General features: G+C 64.8%; 12 protein-coding genes and 1 pseudogene. 10 read left to right on the top strand and 3 right to left on the bottom strand.

Annotated features, from left to right (window positions below; genetic code table 11):
• From LX81_RS18530 to LX81_RS18505, 6 genes are all read left to right on the top strand, one after another.
• Window positions 1-501, top strand: a 501-nt coding sequence (locus LX81_RS18530; protein WP_373280299.1) for a hypothetical protein, incomplete at its 5' end; no start/stop codon positions are given.
• Window positions 464-2188 carry an ABC transporter transmembrane domain-containing protein gene (locus LX81_RS18525; RefSeq protein WP_111538788.1) on the top strand — a complete coding sequence of 575 codons (1725 nt, stop codon included), beginning with the start codon at window positions 464-466 and terminating at the stop codon, window positions 2186-2188. The genes LX81_RS18530 and LX81_RS18525, both read left to right, overlap by 38 nt.
• Window positions 2185-4407, top strand: coding sequence for a peptidase domain-containing ABC transporter (locus LX81_RS18520; RefSeq protein WP_111538787.1), 2223 nt, complete (start codon window positions 2185-2187; stop codon window positions 4405-4407). Before LX81_RS18525 ends, LX81_RS18520 begins: the two co-directional genes overlap by 4 nt.
• Entirely contained in the window at window positions 4404-5798 is a 1395-nt protein-coding gene (locus tag LX81_RS18515) for an HlyD family type I secretion periplasmic adaptor subunit (protein ID WP_111538786.1), read from the top strand. Before LX81_RS18520 ends, LX81_RS18515 begins: the two co-directional genes overlap by 4 nt.
• A 5-nt stretch (window positions 5799-5803) precedes the next feature.
• Window positions 5804-6742, top strand: a complete 939-nt coding sequence (locus LX81_RS18510; protein WP_111538785.1) for a response regulator — start codon at window positions 5804-5806, stop codon at window positions 6740-6742.
• 5 nt (window positions 6743-6747) lie between these two features.
• Window positions 6748-9735, top strand: a complete 2988-nt coding sequence (locus LX81_RS18505; RefSeq protein WP_170134027.1) for a hybrid sensor histidine kinase/response regulator — start codon at window positions 6748-6750, stop codon at window positions 9733-9735.
• Between the two features lie 153 nt (window positions 9736-9888).
• On the opposite strand, the pseudogene LX81_RS18500 reads toward LX81_RS18505, so the two are convergent.
• Window positions 9889-11094, bottom strand: a pseudogene (locus LX81_RS18500) (IS256 family transposase).
• Between the two features lie 246 nt (window positions 11095-11340).
• On the opposite strand from LX81_RS18500, the gene LX81_RS18495 reads away from it, so the two are divergent.
• The 3 genes from LX81_RS18495 (at window position 11341) to LX81_RS18485 (ending at window position 14435) form a co-directional block, all read left to right on the top strand.
• Entirely contained in the window at window positions 11341-12330 is a 990-nt protein-coding gene (locus tag LX81_RS18495) for an NAD(P)H-binding protein (RefSeq protein WP_111538783.1), read from the top strand.
• A 342-nt stretch (window positions 12331-12672) separates the two neighbouring features.
• A complete protein-coding gene (locus LX81_RS18490) occupies window positions 12673-13509 on the top strand; it encodes a methyltransferase domain-containing protein (protein ID WP_111538782.1) in 837 nt (278 codons plus the stop codon).
• A complete protein-coding gene (locus LX81_RS18485) occupies window positions 13506-14435 on the top strand; it encodes a homocysteine S-methyltransferase family protein (RefSeq protein ID WP_211322821.1) in 930 nt (309 codons plus the stop codon). Before LX81_RS18490 ends, LX81_RS18485 begins: the two co-directional genes overlap by 4 nt.
• A gap of 302 nt (window positions 14436-14737) precedes the next feature.
• Here LX81_RS18485 and LX81_RS18480 read toward each other — a convergent pair whose 3' ends face one another.
• Window positions 14738-15376: an HAD family hydrolase gene (locus LX81_RS18480; protein WP_111538781.1), complete on the bottom strand. Its 639-nt coding sequence runs from the start codon at window positions 15374-15376 to the stop codon at window positions 14738-14740.
• A gap of 108 nt (window positions 15377-15484) precedes the next feature.
• Between LX81_RS18480 and LX81_RS18475 the strand changes: the two genes are divergently transcribed.
• On the top strand, window positions 15485-16636 hold the full coding sequence (locus tag LX81_RS18475) for a sugar-binding transcriptional regulator (RefSeq protein WP_111538780.1): 1152 nt from the start codon (window positions 15485-15487) through the stop codon (window positions 16634-16636).
• On the opposite strand, the gene LX81_RS18470 is transcribed toward LX81_RS18475, so the two are convergent.
• A complete protein-coding gene (locus tag LX81_RS18470) occupies window positions 16581-17603 on the bottom strand; it encodes a carbohydrate kinase family protein (protein ID WP_111538779.1) in 1023 nt (340 codons plus the stop codon). The genes LX81_RS18475 and LX81_RS18470 overlap by 56 nt on opposite strands.
• Between the last annotated feature and the right edge of the window lie 481 nt (window positions 17604-18084).

Below are 18084 nucleotides of genomic sequence, written 5' to 3'. Positions count from 1 at the left end.
GGCGGCGAGGCCGGTGACCCGGCGGACAGCGATCTCGAGGTGGCCCTGGGCGATCTCGAGGTCGAAGTGACACTCGATCCAGTCGAGGCCGTCGTAGGCGACATCGATCTCGTCTTCGATCTAGGCGCGGGCAGCAGCGACGGCGATCCGGCGGACAGCGATCTGGACGTGGCCCTGGGCGATCTCGAGGTCGAAGGGACGCTCGACCCGGTCGAGGCCGTGGTGGGCGATGTCGATATCGGGCTCGATCTCGATCTGGGCGGGATCGACGCGATCCTTGGCGGAACCTCCGGCGAGCCGTCGGAGAGTGGCGACCTAAACACAATCGAAACCGATTTGGGTAACACTGGAGATTATTCAGAAACGCTTCTGATCGACAGTTCGCTCACGATCGCCCAACCCACCGGGGATTTGGCTACGGGCATTTCGGCTCTCGACAGCGGCCTCTTCGGTCAGAGCACGGATGGAAACCAGTCCTCATCTCTCTTCGGGTTCTTCTAGCCGTTCCTTTGCCGCGATCCGCCGCGAACTGAACCTCCGGATACCGATCGTCAGCCTCCTCACGGCGACGCTGACGATCACGCTGCTGGAACTCGTGCTGCCGGTCACGATCCTGCAACTCTACGACCGGATCGTGCCGAACCGCAGCGTCGAAACGCTTTCGGTGCTCTTCTTCGCTGCCGGCGGATTGCTTTGCGTCGAATTCGTCCTGAAGGCCTGCCGTGCTCATCTCGTTGCCCTCAATGGATTCGCGTTCGCCCATCGCGCGGGACGACGCGCCATCGAGGCGATGCTCCGCAACTCCGTCATGGGCGGCGCGCTCAGGCCGAGCGAGGGCTTCGCCATCCTCGGGTCGATCCGTTCGATCCGGGACGGACAGAACGGGAAGGACCTGGTCGCGACGGCCGAGCTGCTCTTCGTTCCCGTGGCGATCGCCATCGTTGGGATCATCGCCGGACCCCTTGCCCTCGTGCCCCTGGGACTGCTGATCGTCTTCGCGCTCGCCTCCATGATCAACGGACGCCGCCTGGCGAATGCGAATGCGCGCCGGAACGAGAGCGACGATCGCCGCTACGATTTCATCGTGGAGGCGCTTTCGGCGATCCACACCGTCAAGGCACTGGCGATGGAGCCACGGATCCTGCGTCGCTACGAGGCGCTGAAACAGCAATCGTGTATGGACAGCCTTGCCGTCTCGCGGGCCTATACGCGGAGCTTCGACACAGCGGCGAGCTTCGGAACCCTCCTGACCTTCCTGATGGTCCTCGGCGGAGCGGCCCTCGTCATGTCCGAGCGCATATCCGTCGGGGCCATGATCGCGTCGGTGATCCTGGCGGGACGGATCGGGCAGCCCTTGCAGAAAGCCCTCGGCATGCTCCTCCAGAGGCGGAACCTCGTCGCGGAGACGCACCGGGTGGCTTCGTTCCTGTCCGCGTCGGCCCCAATTCCAAGCAAGGGCATCGTGCCGGAGAACCGCGGCCTTCTCGAACTCGATGCCGTCACGATGAGGTCGCTGGACGGACATGCGCTGCTCGAGCGTGCGTCCCTTCGGCTCGAGCCTGGGCAGGCCTACCTCCTCGACGCCGCAGGTGGCGAGGATCGGGCGGCGTTCTTCCGCGCGGTCGCGGGCCTTTGCGACTGCGAGACGGGCGAGGTCCGACTGAACGGAACGAAGATCACCGAGATCGAACAGACCGTCCGTGCACAGCAAGTGGCCTGGCTACAGCGCAATCCCGTCATCTATCGCGGCACGTTGATGGACAACCTCTCCCGTTTCGGCAGCTCGTCCCTTGCCGATGTCCTCTATGTCGCGAAGCATCTGGGCCTTGAGGACGACGTCGCCCGGCTGCCTCGTGGGCTGGAGACGATGCTGCAGGGCGACGGTGCCGATCCGATCCATCCGGGGCTCAAGCAGCGCGTGGCGATTGCGCGCCAGCTTTCGCCGCGCCCCAAGCTGATCCTGTTCGACCATGCCGATACGGGGCTCGACCGGCGTTCCTACGAGGCGATCCAGGGGCTTTTCTCCCGCCTGCGCGGCAAGGCGACCCTCGTGCTGGCCACGGGGGACCGGACGCTGCAGGCGCTCGCCACCCGGCGAATCACGATCCGCGACGGCAGGCTCGACGTCGATCGCGCCGAGAAGGGCGCCGGTTTGCAGGTGGCGACCTATCGGGAGTTCAGGATATGACCGCTGCCGCCGACGTCTTGGTCGACATGCCGGTTGCGGACGAGGATCACGACGAGACCGCCGCCCTGCTGCTCTTCGAGCGGCTGCGTGCGACCGTCCTCGAGATCCCGCCGCAGGACGAGCCGCTGGCGCTTTGCTTCTGCGTTCTCGTCTCGCGAATCAATCCGTTCCTCCGGACGTCGCAAATCGCGGATGCCCTCCCCGGCCGGGGGCATCGTTTCGGTATGCTGGAACTCATCAATGCTATGGTGTCGCTGGGATACCGCTACAACGCCATCGACATCCGGCCCTGCGACCTCGATCCGCGGCTGTCCCCCGCCATCATAGTCGAAGCGGGATTCGGAGCTTCCGTCCATCCCGTGGCACCGGGCGTGATCTGGTCGTGGCAGCGCAAGGGGCAGACGCGAATGCGGTGCTTCGACGGTTCCACCTGTTCGGTCTCGGATGGCGCGCACCTGTCGCGGTCGGTAACGGCTCTGATGTTCAGGCCGATCGACCGGGACCGCCTCCCGACCTCCATCAAGCGGCGGCGCGCTTCGGGATACGGATGGTTCCGCACGACCCTTGCCCGGTTTGGCAAGGAAATGCGACGGATCCTGTTGCTGAGCGGCGCGATCAACATGCTGACGCTCGCGGTGCCACTCTTCATCATGATGATCTACGAGCGGACGCTCGGCCCCAGGCTGAACGATCCCCTGGTGCATCTGGCGCAAGGCGCGGCCCTTGTCGTGGGTGCCGAAGTAGCCCTGCGCGCGGTCAGATCGAACATACTCTGCTGGCTTGCGGCCCGGCTCGACTTCCTCGTCGGCGTTGCCATCTTCGAACGCCTTATGTTCCTGCCGGCCAACCTCGTGCAGCGTGCGTCGGTCTCCGACCAGATCGCCAGGATCAAGACCTTCGAAGCGGTTCGCGACATCTTCTGCGGGCCGATCCTCCTGATGACGCTGGAGATGCCGGCGGCGCTGATGTCGCTCGTGGTCCTCTACCTGCTGTGCGGCCCCCTCGTGGTGGTGCCAGTCCTCGGCATCCTCGCTCTTCTCCTCACGTTCTGGCTTTTCTGGCGCCGCATCCGCGTCCGGATCCGCGAGGCGGCGATCGACAGTTCGGTTATGCAGCAATTCGCCATCGAGACCTTCGAGAAGCTCGACGCCATCCGCCTCGACGGGCTTTCCCGGCAATGGAGCGAAACCTACCGCGACATCTCGGGGCAGGAGATCTCGCGCCAGGCCCGGTTGGCGCGACTGGGCGAGATGGGTGCGGGTCTGTCGCAACTCGTGGTCGGCCTCACCGCACTCGCTGCACTCTATGTCGGGGCCAACGTCATATGGGCCGGCGCCATGCAGACGGGGACGCTCATCGCGGCGATCCTGCTCGTCTCGCGGGCGTTGATGCCGTTCAACGCGCTCTGCGCGATGATCCCGCGGATCGAACAATTGCGCAACGCCGTCGCGCAGATCGACGACCTCATGGATGCGCCGGAAGAAGGCGGCATTTCGGATCCGTCGCGGCCCAGATCACGCTTGCAGGGTCATCTGGAATTCGCCGGCGTCGCACTGCGCTACGATGCCGCCGCGGGCCCCGTCTTCACCGGTCTGTCCTTCGAGGTCCGACCGGGTGAGATCGTCGCGATCGCAGGGTCCAACGGTTCAGGCAAGAGCAGCGTGCTGAAGCTCGTCCTCGCCACCGAACCGGCGCTCCTAGGCCATGTCAGGATCGACGGCTTCGACATCCGCCAGATCAATGTCCGGGAACTGCGCGAGCAGATCGCCTACGTACCGCAGCAGATCGATCTCTTCGAGGGGACCATCGCGGAGAACCTGCGCCTCGCCATGCCGGTCGCCGACGACGACGCGTTGCGGGCCGTGCTCGAGCGGGTTGGGGCCTGGGACGGGATCGCAGGGCGGGACGGGCAGCTCCACGCGGCGCTCACTGCATCCGATCGCAACGATCCGGTCTTCGCCCATCGCATCGGGTTGGCGCGCGCGCTGCTGAAGCCGTCGCGCATCCTCCTGGTCGACGAGATGCCCGCAGCCGCGCTGTCCGCGGGTTTCGACATGACGCTGATGGATTGCCTGCGGGCGGCAGCGCGCGATCGCGCCGTGCTCGTCGTCAGTCACCGCGCCGACTTCCTGCGCCTTGCGGACAGAGCTGTGGCCTTGCGGCGCGGTCAGGTGCCGGTGGTGGGATCCCCCGACAAGGTCTTGGAGATGACGGCATGAAGAGCATCGATCTCGTCGCGCAACCGGCGCTCGACCTGCCCGTGGCGCGCACCCGGCGGGGAGGTTATCTTTCCAGAGGGTCGGGGTCGCGCGAGCAGCTCCGCTATCTCGCGCAGTCGATCCGCCTCGAGGAAACCCCCGATCCAAGGCTTTCGCGGGCGATGATCTGGACGCTCGCGGTGGTCTGCTTCGGCCTCTTCGCCTGGGCCGGTTACACGACCGTGCCCGAGGTCGCCCGCGCAGGTGGACAGATCGTGCCGGTCGGTTTCGAACGGGAGGTCCAGCATCCCTTCGGCGGCACGATCACCAGCCTTCTCGTACGCACTGGCGCGCAGGTCGAGACCGGCCAGCTCATCGCGCGTATCGATGCCGAGCCGATCCGGAAGGACCTCGCCCGGCTCGACGAACGAGCGCGGGTGCTGGGTATCACCGCCGAGCGACTGCGCGCCTATCTGGAGGAACGCCCGGCGGACTTCACGCCCTTCGGAACGCCCGACCGGCGCGACGTGCGCGAGGCGGAGGCGGGTCTCGCGGCGATGCGTGCCGACTACGACAACCGCTACGCCGTCGCCCTGAAGCAGCGCGAACAGCGCGAACGGGAACTCGCGGCCGTTCGGGCACGCCACGGCGCGGCGAGGACGACGCTGGCCGAACTCGAAGAGCTCTTCGTCAGGCAGGAAGCCCTCGGGGAGAAGGGCCTCGTTAGGTTCGGCGAACTGGTGCGCCTGCGACGCGATGTGGGCGAGCAACGCGGCGAGATGGCGGCCCTCGGGGAGCGCCTGATGCAGGCCGAGGCGGGGCTCAGGGAATTCGAAACCCGCGTCGCTTCCGTGCGGACGAGCGAGCGTTCGGCACTGTTGCAGCAACTCGCCGACGTGGAGGGCCAGATCGCCGACAACGCGGCCCGACGAGACAAGGTTCTCGCACAGCTCCGTCGGACCGACATCACCGCACCCATCGCGGGTCAGGTCAAGATCCGCGACGGCCTGGGGATCGGAAGTTTCCTCTCGCCAGGCGAAAGCGTGGTGCAGATCGTGCCGACGGACACGCCCCTGGTCGCGCAGGTCAGGATCAGTCCCCGCGACATCGGCCGCGTCGAGCCCGGTCAACCGGTTCAAGTCCGGGTCTCGGCCTACGACTTCGTGCAGTTCGGCTCGATCGACGGAACGCTTGCCGAGCTCTCACCCGGTTCGTTCTCGTCCCCGGACGGTGTCGCTTACTTCACGGGCGAGATCGCGCTCGCCCGGGACTATGTCGGGTCCAATCCGGCGCAGCGGATCTCGGCCGGCATGACGATAGATGCGAGCATCGTTAACGGCGAACGAACCCTTCTCGCCTATCTCGTCAAACCCGTGAAGCTCGCCTTGGCGGGCGCATTCGGGGAGCATTGACGCACATGCTGGATGGTCGAGCCTCGGCGCCGGACGTTGGTCGGGCAGAACGGGAATGTCGCGTTCTCGTGGTCGACGACGATCCGTTCGCGCTCTTCGCCATCGAAACGCAAATCCAGAATCTCGGCTACACGACGGTCACGGCGCAGGGCGGACAGGAGGCGCTCGAACGCCTGGACGCCGCCGATATCGGCCTCGTGGTCCTCGATCGTGTCATGCCCGATCTCGATGGTCTCGACGTCGTGCGGCAGATGAAGCGGCGCACCGCGCTCAAGAACGTCCCCGTCGTCATGGTCACAGGGACGGACGATCCCGACGAGATGCGCAACGGCATCGAGGCCGGGGTCTTCTACTACCTCCAGAAGCCGGTCGACGTGCGGATCCTCGCCTCGGTCCTGTCGGCCGCCCTGCGCCGCGCCCGCGAGTTCGACGCGCTCAATCACGGCGGTTCGGACACCCTCGGGTTCGAACTGACGCAGGCGGCCAAGTTCCGGGTCAGAAATTTGAGCGAGGCCGAATCCCTCAGCGGTTTTCTTGCCAACTATTTCGCCGTCCCCGAACGGGCGCTGCCCGGCATCGGCGCGCTCCTCGTCAACGCGGTCGAACACGGCCTCTGCGGCATCGGGTTCGACCGGAAGGGCGAACTTCTGCGCGACGGAATCTGGCGCAGCGAGGTCGACCGCATCGTGTCGAGCCTTCCCGCCGACCGGGGCATCGACGTCACGTTCGTCCGGCGCGCCGAAGGCGACGTGCTCTCGGTTTCCGACGGCGGAAAAGGCTTCGACTGGCGCGATCGTCTCCGCCTCGACGGTACACGCTCCGTCGGCAGTCACGGGCGCGGCCTCGTGCAGGCGCGCACACTTTCCTTCGACAAGCTCAGTTTCAACGAGGTCGGCAACCAGGCCGTCGGTCTCATAAATAACAGGACGGACCTCAAATGGTGATGCGCATGACCCGCCCGGTTGCGACCTTGACCAGACGACAGGCCCTGATTTTCTACATGGCGGCACCCTTCGTCCTCGCCATCGCGATCGGCGCGAACGTCTTCGAGGCGCGGGAAGATTACCTCCTTGAGACCCGGCGCGCCGAAGAGGATTCCTTGTATATGGCCAAGGAGTCCGCCGAAAGACAGCTTCGGGCCTTGGGCAGAATCGTCAACCCAATCCATGCGTTCTACAGATCGTCGAAAGCAGTTTCGGCCGACGAATTCAGGGTGTTCACGGAAAACATCAAATCGCTTGCCCCGGAATTCCCCTTCTATTTCGGCTGGATCAACTCCAACCCGTTGGACCGGTCGAGCCCGAGCCTCCTCGTGAACCCGGATGGGGAAGTGCTGACGATTCCCGATGATGTCGTCGGGCGCAGCGCCTTCGGCATCTCTTCGGGCATTTCGGAGCCGCAAGCAAAACCAACGTTCCTGGTCGGCGATCTCGACCTCGACTTGAACCTCGACTCCGCTGCGTCGCTCATGATGCCGTTCTCGAATGTCGGTGCGAACATGATGCATGGGGGCGCCTTCTTCGTGTCCTTCTCGATCACGGATGTTCTCGACACGATCGAAGCAACATCCGGTGTCACCATCCGCTCGGCCACGATCGACGTCGGTACGAACGTAATCACGGTTCCCCGCGAGGTGGCGCCCCCGGTATCCCCTGTAGAAGTCACAGAACGCAGCCTCGAAGTGGATCTGGGGGGCGCCGTGCTCGACCTGTCGCTCGACGTGACGCACCAGAACATGGCCGAATGGCTCGGCAGCCGGTTCGCCGGCGTCGCGACGACGCTGCTCGCGAGCCTGCTCCTTGTCGCAATGTCGCTCGTCACCACGCGACAGATGCTGATCGCCCGCAACGCCGGCCGTGCCGCAGCCCAGGCGAACTTCCACAAGACGCGGTTCCTCGCCACGATGAGCCACGAGATGCGGACGCCGCTGAACGGCATTCTCGGTATGTCCGATCTCGTCCGGAAAGGGCCGCTGTCTCCCGTCCAGCGCGAGCAGATGCAAACCGTGGGCCGTTCGGCCGAGGCTCTGCTCTCGTTGATCAACCAGATACTCGATTTCTCCAAGATCGAGGCGGACGCGTTCGAGATCGATCCGGTCGAATGCGACCTTGCCGAACTCGTGAGCAATATTGTCACCGGGCTGAACATCCTAGCGGCGCACAAGGGCCTCAGGGTGATCGTCTCCATGCCGATCGATGTTCCCCGTCGCGTCAGGATCGACGCCTTGCGCCTGTCACAGGTGATCATCAACCTGCTGTCGAACGCGGTGAAATTCACCTCCGAAGGCCACGTGGCTCTGAAGGTCGTGCTGGAGAAGCAGGACGATCGCCAGGCCCAGATACGTTTCGCCGTGGAGGATACCGGCATCGGTATCCCGGAGGACAAGCAGAACGAGATATTCATGGCCTTCCGCCAGGCCGACGTCACGACGACCCGGAAATTCGGTGGAACGGGCCTTGGCCTGACGATCGCACAGCGCATCGTGGCGGAGATGGGCGGCGAGATCTCCGTGCGGAGCTTGCCGGGCAAGGGATCCACGTTCAGTTTCGCGATCGATGTCGATGTCATTCCGGCGGCATCTCCCTTGCGCCGCGAGATCGTGCTGTCCGCCGCCTTCAACGTGCTCGTGGTGACCCACGATAAGATCGTTTCCGACTGTCTCGTGCGGTCGTTCCGAAAGGTCGGCGGGCTTGCGGAAGGGTCGGGATCGGTCTCCGACGCGTTGCAGGCGATCGAGCGGGTCGAGGGATCGGCAGAACCCTTCGACGTGGTCCTGCTCGACGATCTGGCCATGGCAGCCGAGTTCCGCGCGGCGATACCGACGGATCGACGCCTTAAAATCGGTTGGCTGCGTGACAGCACGCGGGTCGGTGAGACCCCGTCCGAGGAGGAGATCGCAGCATCCGACTTCATCTGCGATGCCCCTCATCTTCCGGAACAGATCATGGCCAAGATATCGGGATCCCTGGCGCACCGCAGCCTCGGGGCCCGGGCCAAGGTCGAGCTTAACGAGGAGGTCGTGCGTCCCTGCGAGGGCATGAAGGTCCTCCTCGTCGAAGACGATACGGTGAACCAGATCTACGCCGCGGCCGTACTCGAGGATCTGGGTTGCGCTGTCGCGACCGCCGATAACGGGCGCGCCGCGGTCGACATGGCGCGGGCACGCGCCTACGACGTCGTCCTAATGGATTGCCAGATGCCGATCATGGACGGCTACACCGCAGCCGGCATCCTGAAATCCGACATGGAAGCCGGCAAGATCACGCGGGCGCCGATCATCGCGCTGACCGCCAATGCGCTGACGGGAGATCGCGAGCGCTGCCTCGAGTCGGGCATGGATGGTTATATGAAGAAACCCGTACGCGAGGCCGAACTGCGCACTGCCCTCGTCGAAATCGTGGGCCAGCCCGGGCATCGAGCCGAGAGCGAGCCCGAGCAGGCAACCGTCGTCGAAACGCCAGCCGATCCGCCCGCGGCGCCGCTCATGCTGACCGAGATCGTTCGCGAACCGAAAGTAGACGAACCGGCCTCCTCCAAACCGGCCGACATTCTCGATGTGTCTCGGTTCATGGCCACACGCCAGTCGATGGGTGCAAGGTTCCCGACCCTCCTGAAGACGTTCTGCAGCACCGGCCCGGTTCGCATGAACGAGTTGAGGACCGCCCTCGCGAACCACGATTTCGCCACCTGCGCCCGTATCGGCCACACGCTGAAATCTTCGGCCAAGATGCTCGGCGCGACCCGGCTGAACCCGATTGCCAAGGAGCTCGAGGACGTGGCGTCCCGCCCCGCTCCGGATGAGGCGGCCGTCGCGGATCTGGCCAAGGCCGTCGAAGGCGCCTTGACGGAGTTCACGCAGTACCTCGTCGAGATCAATCGCCGGCAATCTGCCAACCGGAACGGTGGCGCGGCGAAGGAAATCAAGGGAGCCGCGTGATTACATCTTCCACGCGCCATGGCACGTACCTAGCTGCTCACCGGAAATCGAAGGATTGCGTAAGTCACGACCTGAGGTCGTCGATCTTCCCTAGGAACATTTCGGTTACGTCCGTCAAGGTGGTGGAGAAAGCGAGATGGCCTGAGGGCATGATCAGGCCGCTTCCGTTGCTATGCTGAGAATGGGGTCCGGCTCGCCGGTCTCGATCTTCGAGAAGGCCTCGACCTGCATGTAGCGGTGCTGGGTCGCCATTCGTCGTTCTGCTCGAACAGGACGGCGCCGATCAGACGGGCGATGGAGGCTTCGTTCGGAAAGATCCCGACGACGTCGGCGCGGCGCTTCACCTCCTTATTCAAACGCTCGATCGGGTTGGTCGAATGCAGCTTGATGCGGTGCTGGACGGAGAACACAATGTAGGCCAGCACATCGTGCTCGCTGCCGTCCATGAGCTGGGCGAGCTTTGGCCAGCGTGTGCGGATTTGGTCGGCGACGTGGCACGAGGTTGTCCCCGCCTGCTCGCGGTCGGGCTGGCTGAAGACCTGAAGGATGGCCGCTGCGACGACCGTGTGCTGGCCACGCGGAACGTGCGCGAGGGCGTTCCGCATTCAGTGCACGCGGCAGCGCTGCCACGTCGCGTCGAACACCCTGGCGTCGGCGGCCTTGAGGCCGGTGTGGGCGTCGGAGATCACTAGCTTTACGCTCGAAAGCCCGCGCGCCTTCAGGCCCCGCAGGAACTCGGTCCAAAAGGTTTCCGCCTCGGACGGGCCGGTGCCGAGGCCAATGATCTCGCGCCTCACGTCTGTGTTGACCGCGACGGCGATTATCGCGGCGACGCTCACGATGCGCCCGCCCTGACGCACCTTCAGGTAGGTTGCAACGAGCTAGACATAGGGCCAGTTGCCAGCGAGCGGGCGGTTGAGGAACTCGCCGACGCGCTCGTCGATGTCCTTGCACAGCTTCGACACCGTGCCCTTGGAGATGCCCGGAGAGCCCCATGGCTTGGACGAGCTCGTCAACCCGGCGTGTAAACACGCCGCCGATCCACGCCTCCTGGATCACGGCTACGAGCGCTTTCTCCGATGTCCGGCGCGGCTCGAGGAAACCGGGAAAGTAGCTCCCCTGCCGCAGCTTCGGCACGCGCAGTCTCAGCGTCCCGAGCCAGGTGTCGAGCGCGCGGTGGCAATAGCTATTGCGGTAGGTGGTCCGCCCCTCGGCCCGCTCGTGGCGGCCGGCGCCGATGACGCCCTCGACGTCGGTCTCAATGATCAGCTGCAGGACCGCCTCGGCGACGGCACGGAGGAAATCGCGCTTGTCGTGCTTCTCAAGCAGCTCGGACAGGCTCATGGTGATCTTGGTCATCGGCGGTTCTTTCGGTGACGGGTTGAAGTCGGCAAACTCCACCCTGATCTTACACCTCGATGGCCACCCCGCTCACATTGCCAGTCCGGCCGGAAATTCCACCACCTCCTCGGACACTAACAACATTCCTAGTGAAGTACGCCGAATATCGACGTGATCGAATGTAAGCGGCCGCGATGCGCGGCTCTGCTGTCAATCTTGTTTCTATTCATCCAAACTGCCGGGATGGAGGATGAGACATTAAGGATGTTCGGCTCTCCGCGTGGCTCGAAGAGGGTTGTCGTGCTCGGCAGCACTGGAACGATCGGACGGGCGACCGTCGGCGCCCTGATCGAGCGGGGGCATCATGTGATATGCCCCGTTCGTCCCGCGAGCTGTCCGGAAGCGCGATCGCGACTTCACCCGCGCGCAGAGATCCGGCCGTGTGACGTCATCGATCCCGAAGCTCTTGCCCAGGGTGGATTTCACGGCGAGTCCTTCGACGTCCTGGTCTCCTGTTTGGCCTCGCGCACCGGTGCGCCGCAGGACGCCTGGGCCGTCGACCACGCGGCGCATTCGCACGCTCTCCGTATCGCTCGCGGGGCGGGCATTTCTCATATGGTCCTGCTTTCGGCGATCTGTGTGCAGAAACCCAGACTGGAGTTCCAAAAGGCCAAGCTGGCTTTCGAGGGCGAGTTGATCGGGTCCGGCCTGACCTTCTCGATCGTGCGGCCGACCGCTTACTTCAAATCACTGTCGGGACAGATCGACCGTGTTCGCCGGGGGAAATCATATCTCGTTTTCGGGAATGGCGAGTTGACGGCCTGCAAACCGATTAGTGACAGGGACCTCGGGGCCTATCTCGCGGAGTGTGTCGACGATGAGCGTCGTTGGAACCGGGTGCTTCCGATCGGCGGACCAGGTCCCGCGATCACGCCCCTCGCGCAGGGCAAACGGCTGTTCGAGTTGTTGAACAAGACACCGCGTATCCGGCATGTGCCGGTCGCACTGCTCGACGCCATAATCGCGGTCCTGAGCGTTCTGGGAACAGTATCTGGGCGCATGCGAGACAAGGCCGAACTGGCCCGGATCGGGCGATACTACGCGACCGAATCCATGCTGGTCCTTGATACGGCGACGGGACGTTACGACGCAGACGCGACGCCGAGTACGGGCGACGACACGATCTTCGATTTCTATGCGAGGACCTTGGCTGACGGCGCGGTGGTCGATCTCGGGGACCACGCGGTGTTCTAGGGGTCGGCCTTCGGAACTGCATTCGACGTGGCATGCCGTTCGCGGTCGCCTTGGCGCCGTTGCTTACTGCTCTGGAACATCGGGCAGGCGAAGCGGCCAACTCGCTCGGCGAGTACGCTGGGCGTGAGAGATGTTCCGCGGAACTTCTCATACGCATTCCGCTGCCTCTCCAGTCGCGATGACTTGCTAATGCACCGGCGGAGTCTTCCGAGCTCAACCATCCGCATCGAAGCTCGTCCAGGATCGGCCTAAGCTGGATCTGATCGACCTATGGGAGGACCCGACCATGACGGCGTCGGCGCCTCGGTTGGGCGACTCACCCAACATATGCTATGAAGCCTCATGGACACGTTCGCCGATTTCGCGGCCATGGAGCGGATAGGGTGGGGGGACGCCGATACCGCGCGGGCCTATGCAAGCGGCTTTGCCGCCGCGACCGCCCAGCACGTGCCCTTCCTGATATCTGCGGTCCACGCTCGCGTCGGCGCGCATGTGCTCGATCTGTGTTGCGGTCATGGCATCGTCGCTAGGGGACTGGTCGAGGCGGGTGCCAAGGTGACTGGGCTCGATTTCTCTCCGGCCATGCTTGCGATGGCCCGCGAACGTGTTCCGGAAGCTGAATTGATAGAGGGCGATGCGGCCGATCTCCCCTTCGCCGATGGTACATTCGAAGCCGTCACGATCGGGCTGGGCATGCCGCATGTGCCCGATCCCGACGCGGTGTTGAGAGAGGCGCGCCGCGTCCTGAAGCCGGGCGGCCGGATCGCGTTCACCGTCTGGTGTGGCCCGGAGCATTCGTTCGCGTGGCGCACAGTCTTCGGCGCGATCGCCGAGCATGGCGACCCCTCCGTCGTCCTGCCGGCCGGCCCTTATGCGACGGCGCTATCGATCGAACCCCACGCGCGCTTCGTCCTGACCGAGGCAGGGTTTGCCGACATTCAGGTGGAGCAGATCGACAGCAGCTGGACGGTCGACGATCCAGGCGCGCCGTTCGACCTGTTCCATGACGGCACGGTACGTGGCGCGGCACTTCTGCGCGCCCAGCCCGAACGGGCAAAGCAGGCCATTAGGGCGGCGATCGCCGAGACCGTGCGCCGCGATCTTGGTCCGCATGGGCCGTGGCGCATACCCATTCCCGCATCGATGGCGAGCGGAACGGCACGGGGGGCTGCGCAATGAGCGTTCTCGGCGACGATCGTATCCATCTGGCGTGGACCGGCATGGAGACGGACCTGATGTTCAACCGTGGCATCGCATTGCCGGGCTTCGCCGCGCATCCGTTGCTCGACACGGAGGAGGGACGGGCTCTGCTCGCCGCATACTTCTCCGAGCAGATCGCCGTCGCGGCGGAACACGGTCTAGGCGTCGTGCTCGAGGCTCCGACTTGGGTGGCCAATCGTGACCGGGGCGCGATGATCGGCGCGGACCCGCAGACGCTCGGGCGGCGCAATCGCGAGGCGATCGAATTGATGGCTCGGGTGAGAGATGCGCAAGGCTACGCGCCCGTCGTTCTGAGCGCCAATATCGGCCCGCGTGCCGACGCGTATACGCCCACCGAACGTATGACCGCAGACGAGGCACAGGCCTACCACGACGAGCAGGTCGGATGGCTGGCGGGCACGGAGGTCGACATCATTAGCGGCTACACGATTACCTACCCCGAGGAAGCGATCGGCATCGTGCGCGCGGCACGCGCACACGGCTTGCCCGTGGTGATCGCCTTCACCGTAGAGACCGACGGTCGCCTGCCTGTCGGCACGCCGCTTGGCCGGGCGATCGAGGCCGTGGACGGAGCGACCGACTGCCACGCGATCCACTACATGATCAACTGCGCCCATCCCGACCACTTCGCCCTAGTTCTGGCGGAGGCGGCGGACGAGGACTGGATGACGCGCTTGCGTGGCATCGTCGCCAACGCGTCGCGCTGTTCCCATGCCGAACTGGATGAGGCAGACGAACTGGACGATGGCGATCCGGAGGAACTGGCACAGCAACTCACGGACCTGGGCCGCGCCTACCCTCGGATTGCGGTTCTAGGCGGATGCTGTGGAACCGACATGCGCCATATGCGGACGTTGGCACGGGAACTGAACGAGCAATTCTGACGGACAATCCTCCATTCGAGTGGCGTATGACCAGCTCATGTTGCGAGTGGTCCAGTTCTGCGATTGCATGGGCCGTTCATCGTATGACATGCTCTCGCAATACCGAGCATCGCGTTTTGCGCGGCGTTCTGCGATGCGAAGCATTCGCAAAGTTACTGGCGTCCAATTCATGCTCACGGGGTCGGTGATGCCAGTGAATGGGTAACGGTCGGAACGGGACGGCTCTTTCCGTTCTGTGCATTACGCTGGCATTCGTATTGCCGAAAAACTGGATTGCCGAGGCGTGACTGACTTTCCGTAGATCAGAGCGCCAACTCCGTTTGCAGGTCCCGGAGGGACGTGATCGTTCTCTTTACCTGTGGGAGAAGAACGGAGTCGCCATTCCGAAGCAGGGCGATGGGTATGAAGCCCCCGTCTCGCGCGGCGGACAGGCCTGCGATGGAATCCTCTACGACGATGCACCGGGCGGGGGGAAGTCCAAGCCGTCCGGCGGCAACCAGGAAGATATCCGGAGCAGGCTTGCCACAGGCGACATCGTCACCGCAGATGATGGCTTCGAAGTATTCCGACAGGTTGGCGAGAGCGAGGAGCCGTCTGGCCTGGTTGTTGCTCGACGCGACGGCTTGGGGAATGCCGCGCCGTGACAAAGCTTGCAGTATTGGAGGAACGTCGGCGAAGACCTTGAATTCACCGGCTTCGATGATGTCGGTGTAGAGACGCTCCTTCATCGCCACCACGGCCTCGAGAGCGGCCTCGTCGTGATCACCGATCACCGCGCGCGCGCCGTCCCGGACCGGGCGACCGTCCACGTGTTCGCGGTACGACGCTGCGTCAAAATCGACCCCGACGCTCCGGAAGCTGCGCTGCCAAGCCTCGAAATGCGCGGGCACCGTGTCCAGCAGAACGCCGTCGAGATCGAAGATAATGCCTGCTGCGTCCATGACGTACGCTCCGTTTCGGAGATTATCGGCCCGTTCTAATCGCTGTTCTGGCGGCAAGGACCGGAATAAGTATGCCAGCGAGGAATTCCGGCGCAGAGGGAAGGGGCGATGCCGCAGAGCAAAGACGCGTCATATGACCGGCGGGCCCGTTTCGCCGCTTATCTCCATGCGATGCACGACATGCCTCAGGCCGAGATCGGGCATGTGCTGGGCGGGCTGTCGCAATCGCATGTGTCGCGTCTGCTGACCCATGCCGAACGTGCCGGATACCTCGTCGTGGAGCGGCGGCTCTCCGACGACGCGCTCGACGAGGACGACCGCAGAGCTCTGCGGGATCTTCTCGCGCCCGCGGGCCTGATCGAGCGGCTGACCACGTTCTGCGAGGCAGTGGGGCAGGCGACCCCGAACGTCGTCGTTCATCAAAGCGGGCCGGGCACCACCGAAGGCGCGATGGCTCTGAGGCGTCGCCGGTTCGGACGGGCCGCGGCGGGGGGGCTCGCGACCCTCTTGCGCGATCAGGCGCTTGTCGGGGTTGCATGGGGCCGGACGCTGGGCGCGGTGGTCGACGGGATCGCTCACTCCAAGGCGCCGCGCCCGGTTCGCGGCGACATCGAGATCGTGCCGGTCTGTGCCGAGCTTCTGACCGTCCCACAAAGGGACCTGTCGTCGAGCCGCATCGCCGAGCGGCTGTTCGACGTGCTTGTCTCCGATCGACGGCCGGTGCCGCAGCTGACGGGATTTCCCGCCTATGTGCCGCGGCATTACGACGGCCCGGCACGAGAGGCGATCTGGCGCCTGATCCGCGACGCGCCCAATTACGACCGTATTCTGCACGGTCCGGATTCCCTCGCCGGTCGGATGGATGCCCTCTTGACCGCCGTCGGTCATACCGAGCTTCTGGTGCTCGGCGGGCTCGACGATCTGTTGCGCGCAGCCGGGATGCGGGCCGAGGAGTTGCACCGGCTCGTGATCGGCGACATCGGTGGCATTCTCGTTCCCCGCCCGGACGCGACCCAAGGTGACCGAGAGGTGATCGCGGAGCTGAACGCGATGTGGACGGGGATCTCGCTCGATCAGGTCACAACGATCGCGCGACGCGCACGCCTTGGCTCGCCTGCTGCAGGTGTCGTGGTTTTCGCCTTGCGAAGTGACCGCGCGCCTACGTTGGTCGAGGTCGTCAGGCAGGGGCTCGCGTCCCACCTCGTCATCGATCATGAGGCCGCGGCCGGCCTGAACGCATGTCTGAAGGAGCTGCTTTGATCGGCGTGCGGTAGGTGGCGGCGATGCAAGCCTCGGCATCTGCCAAGCTACCATAGACGGCGAGCTCGCGGCTGGAACAGCGGCGCGCCCCGGCATAATTGCCAAGCTCGGCTGCGCGTACGTGGTCTTCGTAGAGCAGGTGGCCGAGCGCCAGTCCGGCGGCGAAGGAATCCCCGCAGCCCGTCGTATCGATGACCTGCCCGGGATCGACCGGATGCACCACCCGCTCGCGCAGGCGCCCCATTGCCCGGTCGAAGACGACGCACCCGTCCGCGTCGAGTGTCACATAGAGAGCTTCAGTTCCGCCTGTGAGACAGGCTTCCGCCAGACGGCGTAGGTCGGCAGGCCCGAGATCGCGGTGGATGGACTCCTCGATCAAGGCAAATCGCGCCTCTTCGAGGTTCATCTTCAGGATATCGATATGTGGCAGCCACGCGTCGCGATCGGTCCAGCTCTTGCGGTAGCGCTGTCCGTTCGTCGCGCAGCCGGTCGTCGCGCCGTGCGCGTCGAGGACGACCGTCCCGGAGCCGCGGGCCTTCAGTGACCGTATCGTGTCGAGCGGAACCTCGTGATCGGTTACCGGAACGACCACGTAGGCCTCGCAATCGGGCAGGGTGCGCAGGTCGTCGGGCCCGATCGGGGGCATCCGGCCGACCTGCGTCTCGTCGCGCAAGTTGTGATCCTGGTAGACGAGGCTGATGCCGGTCCCTGCATCCGGCGCAGCCGAGATCGCACTCGTGACGATGGCATCAAAAGGCGACATGAGGGACAGAAGCGCGTCGATCTCGTCGGCCGAGACGCGCGTCACCGGGTGAACGGCGGCGATGCCTGCCCCGAGCGACGCGAGCGCCACGCTGGTATAGAGCGCGCCGCCGTAGCGTTCGTGTACCTGCCCCCCGGAAGTGACGATGATGTCCCTCGGCATGGGGCCGAGCACCGCGATCCGCACGAATAGCCCTCCCGGCATCCTTCCGCACCGAGCACGTTAAGGAGAGCAATGGCGGGCTGCAACGGCACGAAAGTATGCACGGATCGCAACGCGGCTCTTCCGAAGTGTCTGTTCCGAAGACGCGGTCCGAGTGGCATGTTCGCGCCAACGAAAATGCAAGCCTTTGGAGACAGACATGATCAGCTCGTTGAACCGCCGTATCGCCGCCTACTTCGCCGCTCTCGCCGGGGACCGTGCCGCGGGCGCGCCTCGCCTGGAGCAAAGCCTGAAGTCCCGGCGCTGAGCCCGGAACTCCCGCCGCCTCGCTGCGGCGGGTTCGGAGCGAGGGGCGGCCGTCGCCGCCCCCCTCGCGATCGTCACGTGAAGACGAAGTAGGTCGAGACGACGACCAGTACGATGGCCGCGCCCACGGGCTTGGCGAGCGACCACGGCGCCATGTCGACCGCGTGGCTGTCGCGGGCCACGAACGCCTCGGTCCGCGGGTACATCCTTCCGATCA

Origin of the sequence: Palleronia aestuarii, assembly GCF_003253995.1 — a bacterium.
Lineage (GTDB): Bacteria > Pseudomonadota > Alphaproteobacteria > Rhodobacterales > Rhodobacteraceae > Palleronia > Palleronia aestuarii.
The sequence above is the reverse complement of the archived record's forward strand: the minus strand, read 5'-3'. Positions and strand labels throughout refer to the sequence as shown.